The sequence below is a fragment of the Acinetobacter sp. YH12072 genome, assembly GCF_013419565.1.
Classification (GTDB): Bacteria; Pseudomonadota; Gammaproteobacteria; order Pseudomonadales; family Moraxellaceae; genus Acinetobacter.
In genome coordinates this window covers 25,263-46,062 of the sequence record NZ_VOZV01000023.1, presented here as the reverse complement: position 1 = coordinate 46,062, position 20,800 = coordinate 25,263, and the positions used below count along the sequence as shown (strand labels likewise).

The 20,800-nt window shown below is 40.1% G+C and carries 24 protein-coding genes; 20 read left to right on the top strand and 4 right to left on the bottom strand.

Annotation, left to right across the window (positions count from 1 at the left end; all coding sequences use genetic code 11):
* Positions 1–9: 9 nt before the first annotated feature.
* The 5 genes from FTU19_RS10885 to FTU19_RS10865 all read left to right on the top strand — a co-directional run bounded on the left by FTU19_RS10885 (position 10) and on the right by FTU19_RS10865 (position 3,984).
* Complete coding sequence (locus FTU19_RS10885) at positions 10–2,097, top strand: hypothetical protein (RefSeq protein ID WP_180131155.1); 2,088 nt, start codon at positions 10–12, stop codon at positions 2,095–2,097.
* Positions 2,090–2,323 (top strand): hypothetical protein, encoded by a 234-nt coding sequence (locus FTU19_RS10880; RefSeq protein ID WP_064095939.1) that lies wholly within the window; start codon positions 2,090–2,092, stop codon positions 2,321–2,323. The genes FTU19_RS10885 and FTU19_RS10880 overlap by 8 nt, the downstream gene beginning before the upstream one ends.
* A 62-nt stretch (positions 2,324–2,385) precedes the next feature.
* Positions 2,386–2,967 carry a hypothetical protein gene (locus FTU19_RS10875; protein ID WP_180131152.1) on the top strand — a complete coding sequence of 194 codons (582 nt, stop codon included), beginning with the start codon at positions 2,386–2,388 and terminating at the stop codon, positions 2,965–2,967.
* On the top strand, positions 2,954–3,709 hold the full coding sequence (locus tag FTU19_RS10870) for a TIGR02594 family protein (RefSeq protein ID WP_180131150.1): 756 nt from the start codon (positions 2,954–2,956) through the stop codon (positions 3,707–3,709). Before FTU19_RS10875 ends, FTU19_RS10870 begins: the two co-directional genes overlap by 14 nt.
* Positions 3,706–3,984 carry a hypothetical protein gene (locus FTU19_RS10865; RefSeq protein ID WP_180131147.1) on the top strand — a complete coding sequence of 93 codons (279 nt, stop codon included), beginning with the start codon at positions 3,706–3,708 and terminating at the stop codon, positions 3,982–3,984. Before FTU19_RS10870 ends, FTU19_RS10865 begins: the two co-directional genes overlap by 4 nt.
* Before the next feature lie 34 nt (positions 3,985–4,018).
* On the opposite strand, the gene FTU19_RS10860 is transcribed toward FTU19_RS10865, so the two are convergent.
* Positions 4,019–4,738 carry a hypothetical protein gene (locus tag FTU19_RS10860; RefSeq protein ID WP_180131145.1) on the bottom strand — a complete coding sequence of 240 codons (720 nt, stop codon included), beginning with the start codon at positions 4,736–4,738 and terminating at the stop codon, positions 4,019–4,021.
* Positions 4,735–4,974, bottom strand: coding sequence for a hypothetical protein (locus tag FTU19_RS10855; protein ID WP_180131142.1), 240 nt, complete (start codon positions 4,972–4,974; stop codon positions 4,735–4,737). The genes FTU19_RS10860 and FTU19_RS10855 overlap by 4 nt, the downstream gene beginning before the upstream one ends.
* Before the next feature lie 272 nt (positions 4,975–5,246).
* Here FTU19_RS10855 and FTU19_RS10850 point away from each other — a divergent pair, with 272 nt between their 5' ends.
* From FTU19_RS10850 to FTU19_RS10820, 7 genes are all read left to right on the top strand, one after another.
* Complete coding sequence (locus FTU19_RS10850; RefSeq protein ID WP_034706304.1) at positions 5,247–6,257, top strand: NAD-dependent epimerase/dehydratase family protein; 1,011 nt, start codon at positions 5,247–5,249, stop codon at positions 6,255–6,257.
* Between the two features lie 135 nt (positions 6,258–6,392).
* A complete protein-coding gene (gene fumC, locus FTU19_RS10845; protein ID WP_180053664.1) occupies positions 6,393–7,787 on the top strand; it encodes a class II fumarate hydratase in 1,395 nt (464 codons plus the stop codon).
* Positions 7,788–8,023: 236 nt separating this feature from the next.
* A complete protein-coding gene (locus FTU19_RS10840; RefSeq protein WP_166135486.1) occupies positions 8,024–8,197 on the top strand; it encodes a hypothetical protein in 174 nt (57 codons plus the stop codon).
* A 338-nt stretch (positions 8,198–8,535) separates the two neighbouring features.
* Positions 8,536–9,027, top strand: a complete 492-nt coding sequence (locus FTU19_RS10835) for a hypothetical protein (protein WP_005235543.1) — start codon at positions 8,536–8,538, stop codon at positions 9,025–9,027.
* A gap of 419 nt (positions 9,028–9,446) precedes the next feature.
* Positions 9,447–10,049, top strand: coding sequence for a nitroreductase family protein (locus tag FTU19_RS10830; RefSeq protein WP_180131139.1), 603 nt, complete (start codon positions 9,447–9,449; stop codon positions 10,047–10,049).
* A 131-nt stretch (positions 10,050–10,180) separates the two neighbouring features.
* Positions 10,181–10,546, top strand: coding sequence for a hypothetical protein (locus tag FTU19_RS10825; RefSeq protein WP_180131136.1), 366 nt, complete (start codon positions 10,181–10,183; stop codon positions 10,544–10,546).
* A gap of 15 nt (positions 10,547–10,561) precedes the next feature.
* The gene (locus FTU19_RS10820) at positions 10,562–10,930 is read left to right on the top strand and encodes a hypothetical protein (RefSeq protein ID WP_180131133.1); all 369 of its coding nucleotides are present in this window, start codon (positions 10,562–10,564) and stop codon (positions 10,928–10,930) included.
* Positions 10,931–10,964: 34 nt separating this feature from the next.
* On the opposite strand, the gene FTU19_RS10815 is transcribed toward FTU19_RS10820, so the two are convergent.
* Positions 10,965–11,246 carry a damage-inducible protein J gene (locus FTU19_RS10815; protein ID WP_180131130.1) on the bottom strand — a complete coding sequence of 94 codons (282 nt, stop codon included), beginning with the start codon at positions 11,244–11,246 and terminating at the stop codon, positions 10,965–10,967.
* Positions 11,247–11,930: 684 nt separating this feature from the next.
* On the opposite strand from FTU19_RS10815, the gene FTU19_RS10810 reads away from it, so the two are divergent.
* The 6 genes from FTU19_RS10810 (at position 11,931) to urtE (ending at position 18,637) form a co-directional block, all read left to right on the top strand.
* On the top strand, positions 11,931–12,698 hold the full coding sequence (locus FTU19_RS10810) for an alpha/beta fold hydrolase (RefSeq protein WP_180131128.1): 768 nt from the start codon (positions 11,931–11,933) through the stop codon (positions 12,696–12,698).
* Between the two features lie 317 nt (positions 12,699–13,015).
* Positions 13,016–14,302, top strand: a complete 1,287-nt coding sequence (urtA, locus tag FTU19_RS10805) for an urea ABC transporter substrate-binding protein (RefSeq protein WP_159123013.1) — start codon at positions 13,016–13,018, stop codon at positions 14,300–14,302.
* A 94-nt stretch (positions 14,303–14,396) separates the two neighbouring features.
* Positions 14,397–16,034: an urea ABC transporter permease subunit UrtB gene (gene urtB, locus FTU19_RS10800; RefSeq protein WP_005235555.1), complete on the top strand. Its 1,638-nt coding sequence runs from the start codon at positions 14,397–14,399 to the stop codon at positions 16,032–16,034.
* Between the two features lie 4 nt (positions 16,035–16,038).
* Entirely contained in the window at positions 16,039–17,112 is a 1,074-nt protein-coding gene (urtC, locus tag FTU19_RS10795; protein ID WP_034705328.1) for an urea ABC transporter permease subunit UrtC, read from the top strand.
* The gene (gene urtD, locus FTU19_RS10790; protein ID WP_180131126.1) at positions 17,109–17,927 is read left to right on the top strand and encodes an urea ABC transporter ATP-binding protein UrtD; all 819 of its coding nucleotides are present in this window, start codon (positions 17,109–17,111) and stop codon (positions 17,925–17,927) included. The genes urtC and urtD overlap by 4 nt, the downstream gene beginning before the upstream one ends.
* Before the next feature lie 11 nt (positions 17,928–17,938).
* Positions 17,939–18,637 carry an urea ABC transporter ATP-binding subunit UrtE gene (urtE, locus tag FTU19_RS10785; protein ID WP_034705325.1) on the top strand — a complete coding sequence of 233 codons (699 nt, stop codon included), beginning with the start codon at positions 17,939–17,941 and terminating at the stop codon, positions 18,635–18,637.
* Positions 18,638–18,698: 61 nt separating this feature from the next.
* Here the strand turns inward: urtE and FTU19_RS10780 are convergent, their stop codons facing one another.
* Entirely contained in the window at positions 18,699–19,403 is a 705-nt protein-coding gene (locus FTU19_RS10780; RefSeq protein WP_004785869.1) for a phospholipase D family protein, read from the bottom strand.
* A 249-nt stretch (positions 19,404–19,652) separates the two neighbouring features.
* On the opposite strand from FTU19_RS10780, the gene ureE reads away from it, so the two are divergent.
* Together ureE and FTU19_RS10770 are read left to right on the top strand one after the other, a co-directional pair.
* The gene (gene ureE / locus FTU19_RS10775) at positions 19,653–20,135 is read left to right on the top strand and encodes an urease accessory protein UreE (RefSeq protein ID WP_180131124.1); all 483 of its coding nucleotides are present in this window, start codon (positions 19,653–19,655) and stop codon (positions 20,133–20,135) included.
* A complete protein-coding gene (locus FTU19_RS10770) occupies positions 20,122–20,787 on the top strand; it encodes an urease accessory protein UreF (protein WP_180012336.1) in 666 nt (221 codons plus the stop codon). The genes ureE and FTU19_RS10770 overlap by 14 nt, the downstream gene beginning before the upstream one ends.
* Positions 20,788–20,800: the final 13 nt, after the last annotated feature.

The following is a 20,800-nucleotide window of genomic DNA, read 5'->3' as shown; positions in this document are numbered from 1 at the left end:
GGTGCTCATGTGGATTTTAAAAATAAGCTCGGCACCGTTGATGCGCATAACCTAAACCTAAACTTTAAGCCTGATAATACTGATAGCCATAACATCATTCTGAATTTTGAGCATCTAGCCGACCGATCGACCAATCTCAATTTCGGTGATGATGTTTCTGCTGTAATCGATACAGCACTTGATACTGAGTTTTCATTTGAAGTCACCGCAGTGTATGCGGAGAGTGGTGCAAATACTGCAGTCATCGACACAGTACTTGATACTAGATTTAGCTTTGATGTAGTTGCTGTATTTAATGAGAATACTGATGTCATTGGCCAGATCGATACTGTTTTAGATACGAGCTTTAGTTTTGAGGTCAAAGCAGTATTTAGTGAAAACTTATGCATCATTGATACGGTTTTAGATACTGAATTTCAATTTGAGGTTAAGGCGGTATTCGATATCAATCATCTGGTGGGTGTGTCCTGTGGCTTTGACATGCGATATCAGAAAGCAATTGCAGCCTTAAGCACCACGGAAATACCGTGGGCCAAGCCAGTATTAAGAGTCTCGAATGAGGCTCTTTTTTATGACCAAGGCTTGGTGATTTCTAATCAGGCAGATATTCAATATGAGCAAGCAGGGTCATTAACTCGTGCAATTAAATCCTTGCATGAGCAAACAACCGGTTTAAGTTCTGACGCGTATGTGATCTGGGAAGAAGGTGATAAGCGTTTTATTCATCAGTGTTACTTGCATGAAGAAACGATCAAACTGCGGCATAACCGGGAAACGGTCTGGCAGGAAATGATCCGTCGTCGCAAGACTTTTACTTATTCCCATGAAGTGGCGCAAGTCTTTGAGCACCGCTTTTCATTTGAGTGGGATAAAAGCCTTGAGATTATCACCAAGTCGGATTTGCCTTGGGATCAGGCCAAAGCGATTCATTACCGCAAGCATCCGGTTCAACCTTGGCCAAAGCCTGAAATACCCAAATACGAAGGCACGGGTGATTTAAATTTTGTCTGCCTCTGTCATGACGTTGATTCACACAATGTTATTTTAAATTTTGGTGCAGATGACTGTATTCCAGCACTGCCGAAAAGGAACTGGTGGTATATCGTGAATACATTAACAGCCGAGCGGCTAGATACCGGCGAGAAAATCAAAGTCATGGATGGCACTTACAGTACTAGTCGATCTCAATGGTGCTGGACTTACTCCATTACCGTGGCCCATACCGAGAAAGACAAGTTGCAGCCTATCGATGGGCAGCCGGTCATTTTAAAACTGGTCATCAATGGTTTTGAGCATCATGTCTTGCTAGAAGATCCAGAAGAAACCCGTCGTTTTGCTAGCGCTTTATATACCTACCCGGGTCGGAGTGTGACAGCTCTGAACTCTGATAAATATGGGCCTTTGCATTCTTTTATCCAGGACAACGAACGTACTTCTGTTCAACTGGTTCAGGCTGAAATTGATCGGGCAAATAGCGGTACCAACTTAGATTGGAGATTGATTGATGAACTGGGCTGGATCGTTCCGATTGAGAGTCTGAGTTATGCAGAACTGGCGCCAATCGATGCAATAAAGCAGGTGGTTGATGCAGGTGGTGGCTTTATCTATAGCCAGAAAGCAGGTAATACACTGACCATTTTACCCCGGTACCAGAAAGGCTATTGGGACGTGATGTCTGTAGATGATTACGATATTCTGTTATCTGAAAGCCTGGTGATGCAGCAAAACATCAAGAAGAACGATGAATACATTGCTGACTTTAATGCCATCACCGTAGTGAATAGTCGAAGTGGCGAAAGTCTGAAAGTACAGCAACGTGGTACTTCGGGTGATGTGCCGCTTGAGTCAGTCACAGGGCCATTGTTTAACGTGGTGTCTGGTGCCAGTTACGGCAAAAATGAACTGGTGAAAGCTAATATTCAAGAGCTGCATACTTTCTCGGATATTCCGGTCAGTCAAGAAATTGGCGAGATGCTACCCGGTAAATCGATTGCATTTAATGGCCAGTGGTGGGGCGTGATTGATGGGGTGAGTGGCAGTTTCTCGCATGAAAAGGTGAATGAAACCATTATCGTGGAGCGCGTTAGCCGTGAGTAATCCTTTATTTGAACTGCGTAAGCTCTTGAATCCAACCCATGCCGAATACATTGGCACCATCACATCAGTGAAGCATCCAGAGTATCGGGTGCAGATCGATGGTGGATCTGGTCCAGTGCTTTGCACATCCGGTACAGCTTATAACTTAGGTGCCAGAGTATTTATCTCAAACCAGGTGATTTTAAGGCCAGCACCAACTGGTCAGCATTCAGAAATAGAAGTCTAAACTTAACCAAACGATAGCACCTTTTTTAGGTGCTTTTTTATTACCAAAATTTAGGGGGCGCAATGTCGAATGACTATTTGACTGATCCACCTGCAGCCACATCCGGACAACTACTTGCGATATCAGAAAGTATCAGCCAACTGCGCCAAGAGATGCGTCAGGAAATGCGAAAACTCGAAGATGTGCCGCAAAAAATTGACCGTATGAGTATGCAGTTCGATCAACTTCAAGAGAAACAACAAAACCTTGATAGCAATGTGCAAAAGATCCAGAAAAATCTTGAGGATGATCTAGATAGAACAAAATCAAGCCTTCGAGATGAAATGAAGCAAATTCGAGTGGATGCCGAGGTCAAGCACAAAGAAGTCGATATGCAGATCCGGGTGCTGCATGAAAGTAAAACCAAAATAGATAGTGTGACCAATCTGGTCCGCTGGGGTGGGATTGCAATCATAGGTGTCTTTGCTGCCGCCTGGAACAATCAAACTGCCAAAACTGACACAGTGAATGCACAAGCAATGGCGAATAGTCAAAAAATCCAAGTCCTTGAAAAACAATCTGATCAACTTTTAAGAACGGTTGAAGAAATCCGCAACAAACTTTATGAAAGAAACTATGTGAGAGGAAATGATGAAATTAATTAATGAAAATGTATGGAAGTTTGACTCAGTAAAATACGGCGCCTATATGGCGCTTTTTTTATCCTGTGTGCACTTAATTCTGCAGGAAGTGTATAACGCCAATGTCTTGCCTGAGCCATATCAAAGCATTGCATCTATCGTTTTGGTATTCTTGGCTACATATGTTGGACGCAAAAAAGCTCAGCCAGAACTACATGAGCCAAGCCTGTCTGGGATAAATAGCCTTTTAACAGTACAACAGCCAACCAGTGATCTGGCATGGATGATTGAGGCCAAAAAACATATTGGATTACGCGAGGATACCAGTAAGACCAAGCATAATCCAACCATCCTGAAGTGGCTTAAATCACTTGGTGCATGGTGGTCAGAGGATGAAACAGCCTGGTGTGGAACCTTTATTGCTCACTGTCTTAAAGTAGCCGGTGTGAAATATCCAAAGCATTGGTATCGGGCATTAGATTATGTGAATTATGGAGCGAAGTTATCTAAGCCAGCGTATGGCTGTGTAGCGATTAAGTCACGTAAGGGTGGTGGTCACGTCTGCTTTGTAGTAGGTCGTGATAGTAAAACAGGTAAACTGGTTTGCTTAGGTGGTAACCAGTCTAATATGGTGTGTTATGCCTTATATGCAGAGTCTGAATTTCAGGAGTTCCGTTGGTATGGCATGACTAATCGGCCAGCCGATCACCGTTATAACCTTCCAGTTATGTCTGGCGTAACTGCTACAGGAGTGACTGAAGCATGACAGCATTAACAATTGAACAAGTATCAAAATCAACATTAGAAGTAGCTGAATCAGGCGGCCCAATTCTAAGTCAGATTGCAAAGTATATGGATGCAGCTGAAAAGCTGAAAAACAGCACTTTAACTGGTGAAGAAAAACGGAACTGGGTAATTGAATTTGCCAAGAAGGAAATTGTGGAAGTATTCACGAATCTTGATTATTGGATACCAATTATTCTTCGATTCACTAACGCGGCCAAGGCTGCATTTAATCTACTTAAAAAAGCAATTTTTTAATTAGAAAAGCCCTCTAAGTGAGGGCTTTCAATATTTAATATATCTTTTTTAAAAATGGTTTAATTTCTGGGCATTCAATCAATAAGCCATCAGGATATTCATACCCATAAGGCGCTTCCCAAAAAAATCTGTATTCTGATTGCGCCCTATGAAGATCTGGTTTTATAAAGGCTAAGTTTTGTGGTGGTTGTCGATAATCACGATAAATACGACTAGTATCATAATCAGCCCAAGCGTGAGAACGACTCATAATAGGGATATTATGTTCATGAATTGCATCTGTTAATAGCTCAAAAAATTTTGATGGACGGAGTCCTATTTCAACCCCATATTTCCATTCATTGGATTGAGCCTGTAAACTCGAAGGTGTGTTTGTCGTGCATAGCAAGAAGCCATTTGGGAGTCTAGTAACTCTCTTATTGTTTTGTAATACTATTCTACCAGGATGGAAGGTGCCAGGGGGAGAAATACGAATGCCAGCATGCAAGGCAGTTTGATAATCTTCCTCAGTAATATATCTATTTTCAATAACCAAAAGTTCTTGCTCAAATGTAGAAGATCCCTCATCTGGATCACCTTGTTGAGCGCATTCAAATTCTCTACACTTTTGTAATGTGCTAATCCAAACCTTCCCATCAAGCAGGGTCTGAGCATGTTCTGATGTTCTGAAAAATCGATATAAAGGCAACCCTTTAAATTGATTTGCATCTTTAATCTGATCTGCATAAGAAGAAAAAATTTTATAATTAATCATTGTCTAACAACCTCCACACCTTCCCAAAATTCTCCCTTCTTATCCCTCAAAAACTTCTCAGCTTCATACTTACTGTAGAACCGTTTAGCCTTCTCAAAATCCTTATCCCAATACCAGCCAGCAGAATACATAGCATCAACGTCTGACACTTCCAAGAAATCATACTCATCAGTCTGGATTCGGTAGGCCAAATATCTTCCATTCTTCTTTATATAGTGAGGATAGTTGTAGCTCATACTCTTACCTTTCAGCTTTATAACTGAAGATTATAATTTAATAAAAGCTCTCAAGATGAGGCTTAATTCATTGTCATGAATTCCATACATTACATAACAATCAACTTTTGTTCGACCTGTAAAATAAAATATACTTATTGAGCAGATTAGCCGGCTCAGAAGAAATTTTGGGTCGGTTTTTGCGTTTTTGATCCTGTGGATAAGTCGGAGAAAGCACCAAATAAACACCATATCAATTTAAGATACTGATTCTAAAGCGGAGTTAATAAACAATGATTTTAGTGACGGGTGGTTTAGGCTTTTTAGGCTCACATATTGCTTTAAGTCTGATGGCACAAGGACTAGAGGTCATTGTGGTCGATAATCTGGCCAATGCCAGTCTACAGACCTTAGAACGCCTTGAATTTATTTCCGGCCGCTATGTGCCTTTTGTCAAAATTGATATCCGTAACACTCCAGCATTAAATAAAGTTTTTGAACAGAATTCAGTACAGGCTGTCATTCATACTGCCAGCTTTAAATCATTAGAAGAATCAGTTTTAAAACCACTTGAATATTATAATGATAATGTCAGCTGTATCATGAGCTTGATGCGTGCCATGCAGCGTACTGGAGTACGCAATCTGGTGCATTTGTCTTCATTGGCTGTATATGGCCATTCCGGAACGGATTTAAAAGAAGATCAGGCTTTCAATTACACTTATCCAAATCCTTATATTAAATCACAGCAGATGGTGGAAGAAATCATCCGGGATACTGCCAAGACGGATAATGAATGGCGTATTGCGATGTTACGTCTTTCCAATGTCGCGGGTGCTTTTGAAAATGGCATTTTAGGTGAATGGGTGCCACCTTTACCAAAGAATATTGTGCCTCTGGCCATGCAGGTGGGTGCGAAGCAGCGTGAATATCTGGAATTGCGCCGTCAGGCCAAGACCGAAGACTATACAGTAGAACGTAGTTTTCTACATGTGATGGATGTCTGTGATGCGGTATTCAAGTCGCTACATTGGCTGTCTCAACAGCAACAATGGACTTGCGAAGCCTTTAATATCGCTGGAGAGCTGATCTCAATGCAGACTTTGCTGGATCAGGTTGCAGAAGTCACCCAATCCGCTGTTCCTACAGTAGATGCTTTGCCATATCCGCATGCTGAAATGGATCAACTGGGTGCTAATACGGATAAAGCCCAACAGTTGTTACATTGGCAGCCACGCTATACCTTAAGGAAAATGTTAGAGGATGAATGGCTGTTCTATCAGAATACGTTAAGAGGGCAGTGATTAAGAATCCTATAAGTTAATTATTGATAATAATTATCATTTGCAAAATTAATCAAACTCATTAAGATGAATAGAGTACAGCATTGAAGCTGCTGTCTAAATGAGTAAAACATGGAATAACAATTGAGGTTGAGCATGCAAACACGTATTGAACATGACACGATGGGAGAAGTCGCTGTACCGAGTGAAGCACTTTGGGGCGCACAAACTCAGCGTAGTCTACAGAACTTCAAGATTGGCAATGAGCATTTGCCACGCGCCATGATTCGTGCCATGGGCTTGGTCAAGAAAGCAGCTGCGATCACCAATGCCGAGTTAAACCAGATTCCTCATGAGTTATCGACCTATATCATCGGTGCTGCGGATGAAGTGATCAGCGGTCAATGGGATAGCCAGTTCCCGCTAGTGGTATGGCAAACCGGTTCGGGCACGCAAAGTAACATGAACTGTAATGAAGTGATTGCCAATATTGCTAACCAGAAGCTGGGTAATCCTTTAGGTGCACAAAAGCCTGTGCATCCAAATGATCATGTCAACCGCGCTCAATCGACCAATGACTCTTTTCCGACTGCGATTCATGTAGCAGCTAGCTTACAGATCAATGAACTGCTAATACCGGCAGTGACACGTTTACGTGATACCTTGCATGCCAAATCTCAGGAATTTACCGAGATTGTAAAAATCGGTCGTACCCATCTTCAGGATGCCACACCTTTAACTTTAGGTCAGGAATTCAGTGGATATGTCTCTCAACTGGATCATGCTTTAATTCGACTGTATCAGGCTTTGCAAGGGTTATATGAACTGCCATTAGGCGGAACCGCCGTCGGTACAGGCCTCAATGCACATCCAGATTATGCTGTTAAAGCTGCGGATACTCTGGCTAAATTAACAGGTTTGCCTTTTGTCACTGCTCCTAACAAGTTTGAAGCTTTGGCCGGCCGTGATGCAGCAGTATTTGCTTCAGGTGCTTTAAAGACTTTAGCGGTTAGCCTGAATAAAATCGCCAACGATATTCGCTGGCTGGCGAGCGGACCACGTTGTGGTTTTGGTGAATTACGTATTCCTGAAAATGAACCGGGTTCAAGTATTATGCCGGGTAAGGTGAATCCAACCCAAAGTGAAGCCATGACCATGGTTGTTGCTCAAGTTCTAGGAAATGACACGACGATTAATGTGGCCGGTGCATCAGGGAATTTTGAGCTGAATGTCTTTATGCCAGTGATTGCTTATAACCTGTTGCAGTCTATTCAACTGCTTGGCGATGCATGTAACAGCTTTAACGATAACTGTGCAGTCGGAATCGAGCCTAACCGTGACAAGATTGAGCACTTCCTGCATGATTCATTAATGCTGGTCACTGCATTGAATCCAGTCATTGGTTATGAGAATGCAGCTAAAGTGGCCAAGACTGCCTATAAAGAAGGTAAAACCTTAAAACAGGTCGCAGTAGAACTCGGATTGGTAACTGCAGAACAGTTCGATCAGGTGGTTCGCCCTGAAAATATGGTGGCTCCAAACGTAAAATAAGTCTTCTAATTATGGTTAAATAATAAAGCCCTCTAAATGAGGGCTTTATAATATCTAAGGATTATTCATACAAATTTTAATAAAATCAATTGCACATGTTTTTTCTGGAAAATTCTCATTCAATTAAGCTTGCTTATTAAATGCTATGAACCATCTATCGTTCATGTTTTGACAGATATGCAATGAAGGATTACTAATAGAAATTCCCTGATAACTAGAAAAATGAGGTAAGGGTGATGACTGACTTTGATGATGATTTTGATTTGGACGAATCCTATCCAGATGAGGATCTATATCCAGATTATACAAAAAAGAAGTGTAGCAGCTGTAGCGGTACCGGCTATAACGTTGTGGAAGCTAAACAGTGTATCGAATGTATGGGAACCGGCAAAACAGGTGAGATAGATTAACTCAACTCATAATTGTTTATTAAGCCTGCTCTGTGAGTGGGCTTTTTTATTCTTCTCATCAGGAGTTCTTAAGTTTATAGATTCATGAGCAAATAAAAGAAAGAATCTAAAATTACGGGTGAAATCGTATTAGAAGGATATTTAGAGATAATTATTGAAATTTTTTTAGTGCTAAAGCTTATCCTCATGGCTTCTCATACCGAATTAACATTGAATAAGCGTATATAGCTGCTAAAATGCAGTTCGTTTTTACTGCTGTTTTGGCGTTTATTCCGCATGAGTTTCTATAGCATATGAATAAACATCCATAAAATGGCAGGTTGTTTAAGGAAAATTTAATGCTTGATATTTATTTAACAGATGTTCAAAAAAAGGTTCAATTCAAGGATTATCCAGGTGAGCATCCTGTTAAATTTATTCTGAATTTTAAAAAGATTTTTCCAAGTGTAATGGAACTTCTTTTACCTGTTCTCCCGGAAAATGAAAATCTTGATGAAATGACCTGGGAATCAACCACTCAGGACTTTGAAACGTTTCAGATGTTATTAACTGGCTGGGGCATTATCGAATTGCGTTTAAATGCGATCACTCAGTATAAAGATAAGACATTTGCAGATCAGTTGGTGAAAGAGGCACAGCAAAAACGCAGAGAATATCAGAAGAAACATCTTAAGCTTTCTAGTGTGGATCTGGATTATCTATTTATGCATGATGTGCATGGCTTGATTGATGCTGAACTGGTAGAACTTGGTGAAAAATTCTATTTACCAACCTTACGTGATCTTTGGAAAAATAAAGTCTCTGCTCAAGTGCTTAATGCCAAATTCTAAGTAAATTCAAGCTGATTCATTCAATTTCATCCTCCAAATTGGGGGATGATTTTTTTATAGCGATTTCTAAGGATTGACATTTCCCTTATGAAAATAAATAGCCTAAGCAATTTTCTATATTTATCATCAAAACAATTTTCTGCTACATCATTGAACATGGTGACTTATTTTAAAACATAAATTGGCTCAGAAAAGGGCATTTATTTTATCGTTTGATAAAAAATAAATTAAAAAACTATTCTTTATCAAAAGAATATATAAAGATATTACTTTAATAATATAGCTATTCCAGTCATATTTTTTTAAGCTATCAGTACTTGTGAGTAAATGAATCATAGAATTCTTATTCATTAGAATTCCTTCATAAAAATAAGTGAAGGTTCCAGTTTTCCCGAAGATATATCCAAGGATTTAACCGAATGTCGAATCAGTTTTTAGATTTAATTACAAAACGCCGTACTATTTATGCCATTGGTAAAAATGTAGAACAGTCTCCTGAATATTTAACTGATTTGATTCAAAATGCGATCAAGCAAAGTCCGTCATCTTTTAACTCGCAATCATCTCGCGCCGTTATTTTATTCAATGGCGAACATGAAAAATTCTGGGGCTTTGTCGCTGATAAATTAAAAAGCTATGCCAAAGATGAAGAAAGTGCTGCAAAAACGACTGCAAAAATGGCAACCTTTGCTGCTGGTATGGGTACAGTTTTATTCTTTGAAGATCAAAATGTAGTAAAAGGGTTGCAACAGCAATTCCCATCTTATGCCGAGAATTTCCCAATCTGGGCAGAACATTCAACTGCAATAGCTCAGTTCTCTACCTGGACTGCATTACATACTGAAGGCTTGGGTGCATCTTTACAACACTATAATCCGATTGTAGATGAGCTGGTTCATGCAGAGTGGGATATTCCAGAAAACTGGAAACTTCGTGCTCAACTGGTATTTGGTTCAGTTGAAGGCGAAGCGCGTGCGAAAGATTATCTTGAAGATGATCAACGCTTCAAAGTTTTCCAATAAGCTTTATTTCCGATCTGTCTTTAATCCTTTTTAAGGACAGATCTTCAGGTAGTTTATAAAAATACGCATTAGATTTTTTAAAACTAGGCTAAACTAAAGCGGTATTTAAAGAATTTAATGAGTCAAACCGAATGTCGAAAAACACGCAAAAATTATCACCATTACAGGAACTGATTGCAGAGCAGAAATTGCTGTGTGAAGAGGTCGGTTCTGCCTATATAGAAGTAAGTGGTGATGATGTTGTTGCAGTGGCTGTACATACCTTGAAGCAGGATCCAATTGTCGGAATCCGTAGAAAGCCTGAGACAGAAGAAAATATTAGCTGGTATATTTATGGTGGTGAACTGGCTTCAAATGAAGATGCTTTTGAAACCATGACTGTACGTGAGTTACAGGATGTCGCCCCTGAAGTTTTACCTTATCTGGCTTTAGAGCAGGGCTACCGCTTCATGATTGATGCAGATGATTATGAAGATGTCTGGAAAGAAGAAAACTAAAAGAAGACCTTCGAAATGATCAAATCCTCATCTTTAATATGTACTTTCTTTATTTGCATGCAATTGAACAATATGGCTTTTGCCGAAAAGCTTTCACAAGCGGATTATGATCAGTTTATTGCTATGCAAACAAAAATAGTCAATGAAACCAAACATATTTTAGATGATCCAGATCAGAATGCTGATGCACAAAGTCAACGTCAGGCATTCTGCCAGCGTTTAACGGCTTATGAAGAGATTCAAAAAGTCTCTGAAGAAAATCAAGAGCTCAATATGGCGCCCACAATGGCTATGATTGCTAAAAACTTTTTGGATCGACAAGCACAGAGTATGAATAACTCAGGTATGACCACCGCAATATTTTGTAAGAGTAGGGAAGTGTAATTAATCCATAAAAGCAAGAGCATTGTCTTGAGTTTTAATAGCCACCATCATCATTTAAAAATGCATCCTTCTGTTCTGGAATGGAAACTTTGACAGTTGGAATAGAGTAACTCGCTGCTGTTAATCGAGCTATATTGAAATCCTTAGTTCCTACTTGAGGGATAATAGGTATTTGACCTGTTCGAACAATTTCACCATAAACTATCGTGATCAATTCTGCTGGAGTTAAACCCGCTTCTGCTATTACACATTCTGCTGATTCAACAACGTCTTGTTCCACTAAGAATTCAATGCTTTTTTTAACTAAATTGTTCATAAGATAGCCTTAGAATACATTTTATACACTACTTTAAACTATCAGATATGAAGCATATAGAAGCTAATGAAATTAAATATTCATATCTTATTTAGGAATGTTGATCTTGATAAAGGTATAGACGGATAAAAAAGGGTAGGGCCAAAAAATTAGCCCCTTTTTTCGACTTTCAGCTTGTTTATAAAATGCATAAATACTCTGATACGTAGCATATGGATTTCAGTGCTTTTTAAATTATTCATTAAATAAACTTTATAAAAATCTATTTATATACAAATTTTACCGGGTAAATATCAGCTACTTTTGAAATTTATTAAGAAATATTAAATATTTATATGTTTCTTTTTTACTCAAACGAAGGGCGGTAAAATCATTGCACGCTAAAATAGCCTAAGCAATTTTCTACTTTATATTTATTCTCGCAAAATCCATATCCCATAACTAAAACTTAATACCAAATAAACCTCTAAAACTCGTATATTTCCTAAAAATTTTAAAATATTTTTTTTATTAATGATCTAGTGTGACACTCAATTATGAGCAGATATTGCAATTTAGCCTAAGCATATTTTATTTCCATAAAAATAGCCTAAGCAAAATTTTAAATTATGTCATTGGCAATTGATTAACTTCCAATATAACTCCACTATTAACACCTAACATAGGAAATCACGGAATTCTCAAATGATCCTGAATTATCAAATACAAACCCATGAAACATCAACTTTAGCCCCAATGGTATTTATTCACGGTTTATTTGGTAGTTTAAGTAATTTAGGTATGTTAGCCCGACATTTTTCAGAGCAGGCAACTACGATTCAAATTGATGTCAGAAATCATGGTTTATCTGGCCATTCTGATGAAGTGAATTATCAAATCATGGCCGAAGATATTTTAGAAACTTTAGCCAGTTTAAATATTAAAAAATTTATTGCAGTCGGGCATTCAATGGGCGGAAAAATTGCCATGAAGCTGGCAGACCTGGCGTCTGATCTGATTGAAAAACTGGTTGTATTAGATATCACGCCAATTCAATATCAAGAAAATCATCATTCTGAAATATTTAAAGCCTTGTTTGCAGTCCAACAGGCGCAAGTCGCTTCACGAAATGAAGCAGCAAAAATTATGCGTGAATATATTCAAGAGGAAATAGTCATCCAGTTTCTTTTAAAATCATTTAATAAAGAGCAGTGGTTGTTTAATGTGCAAGCACTGTTTGATCATTATGAAGATATTACTGCTTGGAATAAGATAGAAAAAAATGAACTTCCAGCATTATTCTTAAGAGGTGGAAATTCATCGTATATCTCTACACCTGAACATTTTGAAGCCATCAATCAGCAGTTTGCTCATGCACAGGTTGAAGTGATTGAAAGTGCAGGGCACTGGCTACATGGTGAAAAGACGGCGGAAGTTTTGCAGCATATGCAAAATTTTATTGATGAAAAATAAATTATATTGATGAGCAGATGTATTTTCTGCTCATTTTATTTATGCATCATTAGTAAGCATTTTAATATTTTGATTTAAAAGGCTGCGCTATTTTGATGTGTTTTTAGGATAATTAATTGATTTTTCGCCTCAGAATTTATTTTCTATTTTAGGGCAACATGTATTTATTGGTGCAAAAATTAATCTCTATTTTTATTTTAAATAGATAATCATAATGAAATTCAGTGGGTTAAAATTATAAATTAAAAGTGGCACAGTATTTGAATAGCTTCTCTCAAATTTTCTAAAAAAGCCTAACTAAGGTTGGAGAGAAGTACATGAAAGTCGAACAGAAAAAGTTTTCTAAAAATTTAATTGTTGCTGCAATGTTGGGAATACTGACTTTAACAGGTTGTTCAAAGTCGCCTGAAGATAAAACGGCCGCTACCTCTGAGCCGAAAGCAGCTGCAACTAGTGGGGAAACGATTAAGGTTGGTATTTTACATTCTTTATCTGGCACGATGGCCATTTCTGAAACTTCATTAAAAGACACAGCATTGATGGCGATTAATGAAATCAATGCCAATGGGGGGGTCTTAGGTAAAAAGCTTGAACCGGTTATCGTTGATCCAGCATCTGACTGGCCACTATTTGCTGAAAAAGCACGTCAGCTCATCACTCAGGATAAAGTTGCGGTCATCTTTGGTTGCTGGACTTCGGTATCACGTAAATCGGTATTGCCAGTGGTTGAAGAGTTAAACGGCTTATTGTTCTATCCAGTCCAATACGAAGGTCAGGAACAGTCTAAAAATATTTTCTATACCGGTGCTGCACCTAACCAGCAAGCGATTCCTGCTGTTGAATATCTGATGAGTGAAGAAGGCGGTAAAGCAGAACGCTTTGTGTTATTGGGTACAGACTATGTTTATCCGCGTACCACCAACAAAATTCTTCGTGCTTTCCTGAAATCTAAAGGCGTTGCTGATGCTGACATCATGGAAGAGTACACACCATTTGGTCATAGTAATTATCAAACCATTGTCGGTAACGTGAAAAAATTTGCTGCAGGTAAAAAGACTGCGGTGATCTCAACCATCAACGGCGATTCAAACGTACCGTTCTATCGTGAATTGGGTAACCAGGGCATTAAAGCTTCTGATATTCCGGTTATGGCATTCTCTGTAGGTGAAGAAGAGCTTCGCGGTATTGATACCAAGCCTTTGGTCGGTCATTTAGCGGCATGGAACTACTTCATGTCCGTGAAAAATCCGAAAAATACCGAATTCAGCGGCAAGATGAAACAGTATGCTGTGGAATACAAATTGCCTAATGCAGATAAGTTCGTAACCAATGACCCGATGGAAGCGACTTATGTCGGTATTAATATGTGGAAACAGGCGGTAGAAAAAGCCGGTTCTACTGAGGTGGATAAAGTTCGTGAAGCAATGGCAGGTCAGACTTTTGATGCACCATCTGGCTATCAGTTACAAATGGATGCTAACAACCATCATTTACATAAACCAGTGATGATTGGTCAGATCCGTGGTGATGGTCAGTTTGACGTGGTTTATAAGACTCCGAAAACCATCGCTGCTGAGCCATGGAGCCCATACATTCCTAAATAATTTCCTCCAAAGCCTGCTGCTCCGGCAGTAGGCCTTTCTGGTTTTTCATCTCCCGGACGGGACAGCGTTAAATATATAAATAGGGAGGGCACTCATGTCCACTCGCCTAAATCTCGCGGCCATTTTTTTAATTTTGAGTCAGTGTTTGTGTCTCAATATGGTGCATGCGGAAACTCAATCTAGCGAAACAACCGTATCGCAATCATCTCAACAGTCACTTGATGCTATTCAGCAGTTTGTTCGTGGGGACTTTGCCACTCGTCGTGCTTTATTAAACCAGTGGCCTGCCAGTGTTGAACAACTTGATCAGCTGGCAGAGTTTGTTGAAAAAGATCAGCTTTATACTGACAGTTCAGGCAATACTTATATTCTGGAAGCAGAAGACAAACTGGTTAGCTATCCTGACGGAAAAACCGTGGAAACCTGGCCATCTGATTTATCGCAAATTACGCTGGTAAATACCTTAAATAAAGCACTGACCTTTGGTTTAGCAAAAAAGAAATTAAATTCAGAAGAAGCCTCTCAGCGACTTGAGGCGATTGATATTCTGGAAAATAACTTGTCCGAACTTGATGCTAAAGCCATCAATCAGATGTATTTAAATGAAAAAAACAATACGGTTAAATCACGTTTTGCCCAGTTAAAAGCACGTCTGGATTATCAATCTGAAAATGTCCTGACCAAAATAGAAGCGGCAAAAGTTTTAAAAGATTCCAACAGACCAGACGTTCTTGCACTGGTTCAAAATGAACTGGCTCAGCCAAATCTACATCCTGATTTAAAAGCAGCGCTGGTCGATGCCAGAAGTAGTATCAAAACCCGAATTCAGGCCAGTGAATGGGCTGGACATGTATTTTCCGGTTTAAGTACTGCCAGTATTTTATTGCTTGCGGCTTTAGGATTAGCCATTACATATGGCTTGCTTGGTGTCATTAATATGGCGCATGGCGAGCTGATCATGATCGGGGCGTATACCACTTATGTAGTGCAAAGTTTCTTTAAATCGCATTTTAGTGGTTTGGTAGATTGGTATCTGATCGCAGCGATTCCTGCGGCATTTATTGTCAGTGCAGCGATTGGCATGCTGATCGAACGTACCGTGATTCGTCCTTTATATGGCCGTCAACTGGAAACCTTATTGGCAACCTTTGGGGTGAGCCTGATCCTGATGCAAGTGGTGCGGATGATCTTTGGGGCACAAAATGTCGAAGTTTCTAACATTTCATGGCTTTCAGGCGGGATCTCGATTACTCCAAGCCTGATGCTGCCTTATAACCGTATTGCAATTATTGTCTTTACTGTAGCTGTCTTGCTGCTACTTGTTTATCTACTGAATAAAACCCGTTTTGGTTTATTTGTCCGTGCCGTAACGCAAAACCGTCAAATGGCTCGTGCTGTCGGTATCCGATCCAGCCGGATTGACATGATGGCATTTGGTCTGGGTTCAGGTCTTGCCGGTCTTGCCGGCTGTGCCTTGGCTCAAGTGGGTAATGTTGGGCCAGATTTGGGCCAGAACTACATTATCGATGCTTTCCTTGTGGTTGTTGTCGGTGGTGTTGGTCAAGTATGGGGTGCAGTTCTTGCCGCTTTGGGACTAGGTGTCAGTGGAACCGTACTGGAAATTGGTATGGGTGCAGTATTGGCGAAAATTATTCTCTTGGTTCTTGTGATTTTGTTTATTCAGAAACGCCCACAAGGTTTGTTTGCCATTAAAGGACGCTTTGTGGAGTAAGCCTATGAAAATCACATCATTACTTTCAGATAAACCTTATAGCGCACTCGCAATTGCGATCTGTTTTGTTATTTTACTGGCCTTGCCATGGCTGCATTTATTGCCAGCGGATTCAAGCCTGCATCTGTCTGCTTATTGGGTCACTTTGATCGGCAAGATCATGTGCCTGGCGTTGGTGGCTTTAGCACTTGATCTGGTCTGGGGCTATGCCGGTATTTTAAGTTTAGGTCATGGCCTGTACTTTGCCTTGGGTGGTTATGCCTTTGGGATGTATCTAATGCGTCAATCAGCAGGTGATGGTTTGCCTGACTTTATGCGTTTTCTGAGCTGGACTGAATTACCCTGGTTTTGGGTGGGGACTAATCATTTCTGGTGGGCCATGATACTTGTGGTCTTGGTACCAGGACTAATTGCCTTTATTTTCGGCTTCTTTGCTTTCCGCTCAAAAATCAAAGGCGTTTACTTCTCGATTATTACTCAGGCGATGACTTTTGCGGCAGCACTTTTATTCTTCCGCAATGAAACAGGCTTTGGCGGGAATAACGGTTTTACCGGTTTCAAAACCATTTTAGGCATGGACATCACATCAGCACCGATGCGTGCCAGCCTATGTTTTATCACGGCTCTGGTGTTATTGCTGTGCTTTGTTGGTCTACGCCATTTAATGAATAAACCTTATGGTCGTGTGCTTGGCGCGATTCGTGATAGTGAAAACCGTCTGCAATATTTAGGTTACCGCACCTTATGGTACAAGCTTTCAGCCTGGGTATTATCTGCTGTGATTGCAGGTATCGCTGGTGCACTGTATGTACCACAAGCCGGGATTATTAATCCGAGCGAAATGAATCCGGTGAACTCGATTGAAATGGCAGTCTGGGTAGCGGCTGGCGGTCGCGGTACCTTGATCGGTCCGATCCTGGGTGCAGGCTTAATTAATGCAGTTAAAACTTACTTTACTGTGGCCTATCCAGAAGCCTGGTTATTAATTCTGGGGGCATTATTTATTGTGGTCACCATCTTCCTGCCTAAAGGCGTGATTGGATTATTTGACCGTTTTAAAAAGGAGCGTAGCGAATGAGTGAAATTTTACAACCTCATGGCGGCCATGCTTCTGAAGGCTATGGCCGACCAAAAGAGCAAGGGCCAGATTTTAGCCATGGGATCGCACTTTATCTGGAAAAAGTCAGTGTCTGGTTTGAGGCTTTCCGTGCCTTAAATGATTTATCGCTGTATATCGAAGAAGGTGAATTGCGCTGCATCATTGGGCCAAACGGCGCGGGTAAAACCACGTTGATGGATGTCATTACCGGGAAAACCCGTCCTACTGAAGGTTCTGCATTTTTTGGCCAAACCTATAATCTGGCGAAAATGAGTACTGAAGAAATTGCAGAAGCTGGCATCGGGCGTAAATTCCAGAAACCAACGGTGTTTGAAAATTTCACCGTGATGGAAAATTTGCTCTTGGCTGCACCTAAAGATAAACGTGTTAAAAAAAGCTTTTTCAGCAAGCTCGATCCGGATGCACAAAATGCCTTGGATGAATCCTTACAGCAAATCCGCTTGCAGGAATTTATTCACAAACCTGCAGGGCTTTTATCGCACGGTCAGAAGCAATGGCTGGAAATTGGTATGCTGCTGATGCAACGTCCAAAACTCATTTTACTGGATGAGCCAGTGGCAGGGATGACCGATGCCGAAACCGAACGGACTGCTGAACTGTGTCTGGAACTGAAAAAGAATCATACGCTGGTGGTCATCGAACACGATATGAGCTTCATCGATACCATTAGTGAAAAAGTAACGGTGCTGGCACAAGGGGCGATTCTGGCTGAGGGCACATTGGCAGAAGTACAGGCCAATGAAGAGGTCATTGAAAAGTATCTTGGACGTTAAGGGGCTGACTGATGCTAGAAGTTAAAGATGTAAATCAGTTTTATGGCGGTAGTCACATTTTACGTGATGTGTCTTTCAATGCGCCTGTCGGTGAGTGCTCAGTGGTTTTGGGTCGTAACGGTGTTGGTAAAACGACATTACTGAAATGTCTGATGGGGATATTGCCCATCAAATCAGGTCAGATCCTTTTAGATGGCAAAGATATTGCCAAACTGAGTCCTGAACAGCGAGTACGGGCAGGTTTGGCTTATGTGCCACAAGGACGAGATATCTTTTCAACCCTAACAGTAGAAGAAAATATTTTGATTGGCATGGCGAAATTTAAAGGAGCCAAAACCCGTAAAGTTCCGGAACATCTTTATGAGATTTTTCCGGTATTAGAAGAAATGAAGTATCGACGCGGCGGTGACTTATCCGGTGGCCAGCAACAACAACTGGCGATTGCTCGCGCATTGGCATCTGAACCGCGTGTGCTCATTTTGGATGAACCGACTGAGGGAATTCAGCCATCTATCATTAAAGATATTGGTCGGGTAATTCGTAAGCTGGCTGATGGCGGTGAAATGGCAATTGTTCTGGTGGAACAGTTCTATGACTTTGCTGAAGAACTGGCAGATGGTTATACCGTCATGGCACGTGGGCAAGTGATTGCTCAAGGTATTGGAAGCGAAATGCCGGAAAAAGGTATTCGGGATCTGGTAGCAATTTAGTCATACTGCTTTTAAAGCCTCCCTTTTACAAAGGGAGGTTTGGAGGGATTTATAAATATAATTAAATCTCTGTATTCTCACTCCATAAAAAATACATGCCATATTGTCCAGTTCGGAATTCTCCACCTGCAGATTTACCTTCATCTGTTAAAAAATGCTTTCCATTTTCATTGAGTGTTAGATAACCTTTGGCAATCAATTTCTCAAAAGTGTCTGCTGTTTTTAAGCCTAGTTTTGCTGCAAGCTTCGCTGTGGTCAGCTTCGTGAACGCTGTATTTTCTTCTGATTTATTCTCTTCAGTTGGGATGGTCTCTGCTTTTACCTCATCTAAAGTAATACGGACTTCATCACTAATTCGAATAATCCGTTGTGCTTCTTCATAAGCTTCTTTAAATACATCATTATCTTCGTACTTGCGGATTAGAATCCCCATTTCATTGTTATTCACTTGGCTAAATTCATAGAGATTCAAGCTTGAAATGATGCACTCTGATTCATTCAAATAGCATTTTGCATGTAGATTTTTACAAAAACTTAGACGCACATAATCCAGTTTTTGCATCCATTTAATTTCATCAGGATGCAGATCACTTTTACCGTAAACAATACGGATATCAATTTTTAGCCGATCTTTGTCTTCCAATAGCTCTTTAATACGATCATTGAGACGCAAATATGGACTAATTAAAATTAAACGCTCTTTGGCATTTTTAATAAGTTCTTCTAGAAAGAAATTTGTTCCGCTTGTGTTTAAAAATTTTGCCATTTATTTCTCATATTCTTATTTAATCATTGTAGAGATATTAGCTTAAATTTTTGAATCAAGAAAATAATTTAACTTACGTATTAGCTCAACAAAAAAATTTGAGATTTTATCTTTCATTCAATTTTAGAATCTTTAAAAATCCAAGTTGGCACGATAACTGCTTTATTTTGATGCAAATTTTAAATGCTAAAAATTATTTGGTTTCAATTTGGAACAAATACAGGATTTATCAGCATCAGTAGGGTAGTTATGAAAATTTATACGCAACGTTTGGAAAACCTTGCACCAGAAAGTGATTTTGAGTCTCTTGAACTCACATTCGATACACGACAAAAGAGCCGTTTTCGTGCAACTTTAAAAAATGGTGTCGATATTGGTGCAGATTTACCACGTACTGGAATCTTGCGTAGTGGTTCTTTTATAGCAACTGAACAGGGTGACATTCTTCGGGTCGATGCGAAGCCTGAAAAATTGATTCAGGTGACTACGGACAATAGCTTTGACTTATTGAAAGCAGCCTATCATCTGGGGAATCGTCATGTTCCTCTAATGCTCACACCTACTGCATTGTACTTTGAACCAGATCATGTACTGGCTGAAATGGTGCAAGGTTTAGGTCTTGAAGTTAATGAAGTCATGCACCCATTTGAACCTGAAAGTGGGGCTTATGCACAGCATCAGCATGACCACCGTTTAAGCCCAATCAAGGCGTTACATCATGTCCATCACTAATGCGTCTCAGCTGCTCAGCTTGCTGACTCTATCTTCAACGGCGTTGCCGATTGGAGCGTACTGTTATTCACAAGGGGTGGAAAGCGCGATTGAAAAAGGCATGGTGCATGATGAAGCCTCTTGTGTGAGCTATTTCCAAGAAGTATTGGAAATGCTGCTGGTGCGTTTTGAGCTTCCCGTACTCAAGCGTCTGGTGGAGTCTTTTAATGATCCTGAACAGTTTCAGTATTGGGCAGAGCTATACCGCGCGAGCCGAGAATCCAAAGAATTACTGGCTGAATCACAGCAGTTGGCATTTTCCTTGAATGCATGGATTAGAGATGTGTTAAAGCAGCCGCCGAGCGTAAAAAAGCAATTAGGGTTTGTGCCGGTGTATGCACATTTATGTGGTGAGCTAGGCTTAGATCTTGCCGATGTCTTAACTGCTTATAGCTTTACAGTTTTGGAAAATCAGGTGCTGGCAGCAGTAAAAACCATTCCACTCGGGCAAATGAGCGGGCAGCGGATTATCTGGCAATTACATCAGGAAATTCCTGAAGCTGTACAGGTTGCATTAGCTTTGGACGATCATGAAATCAGCAGCGCATTACCGCAATATGCCATGTTAAGCATGTCGCACGAAACCCAGTATTCACGCTTATTTCGGTCTTAATTTTCAGATTAGA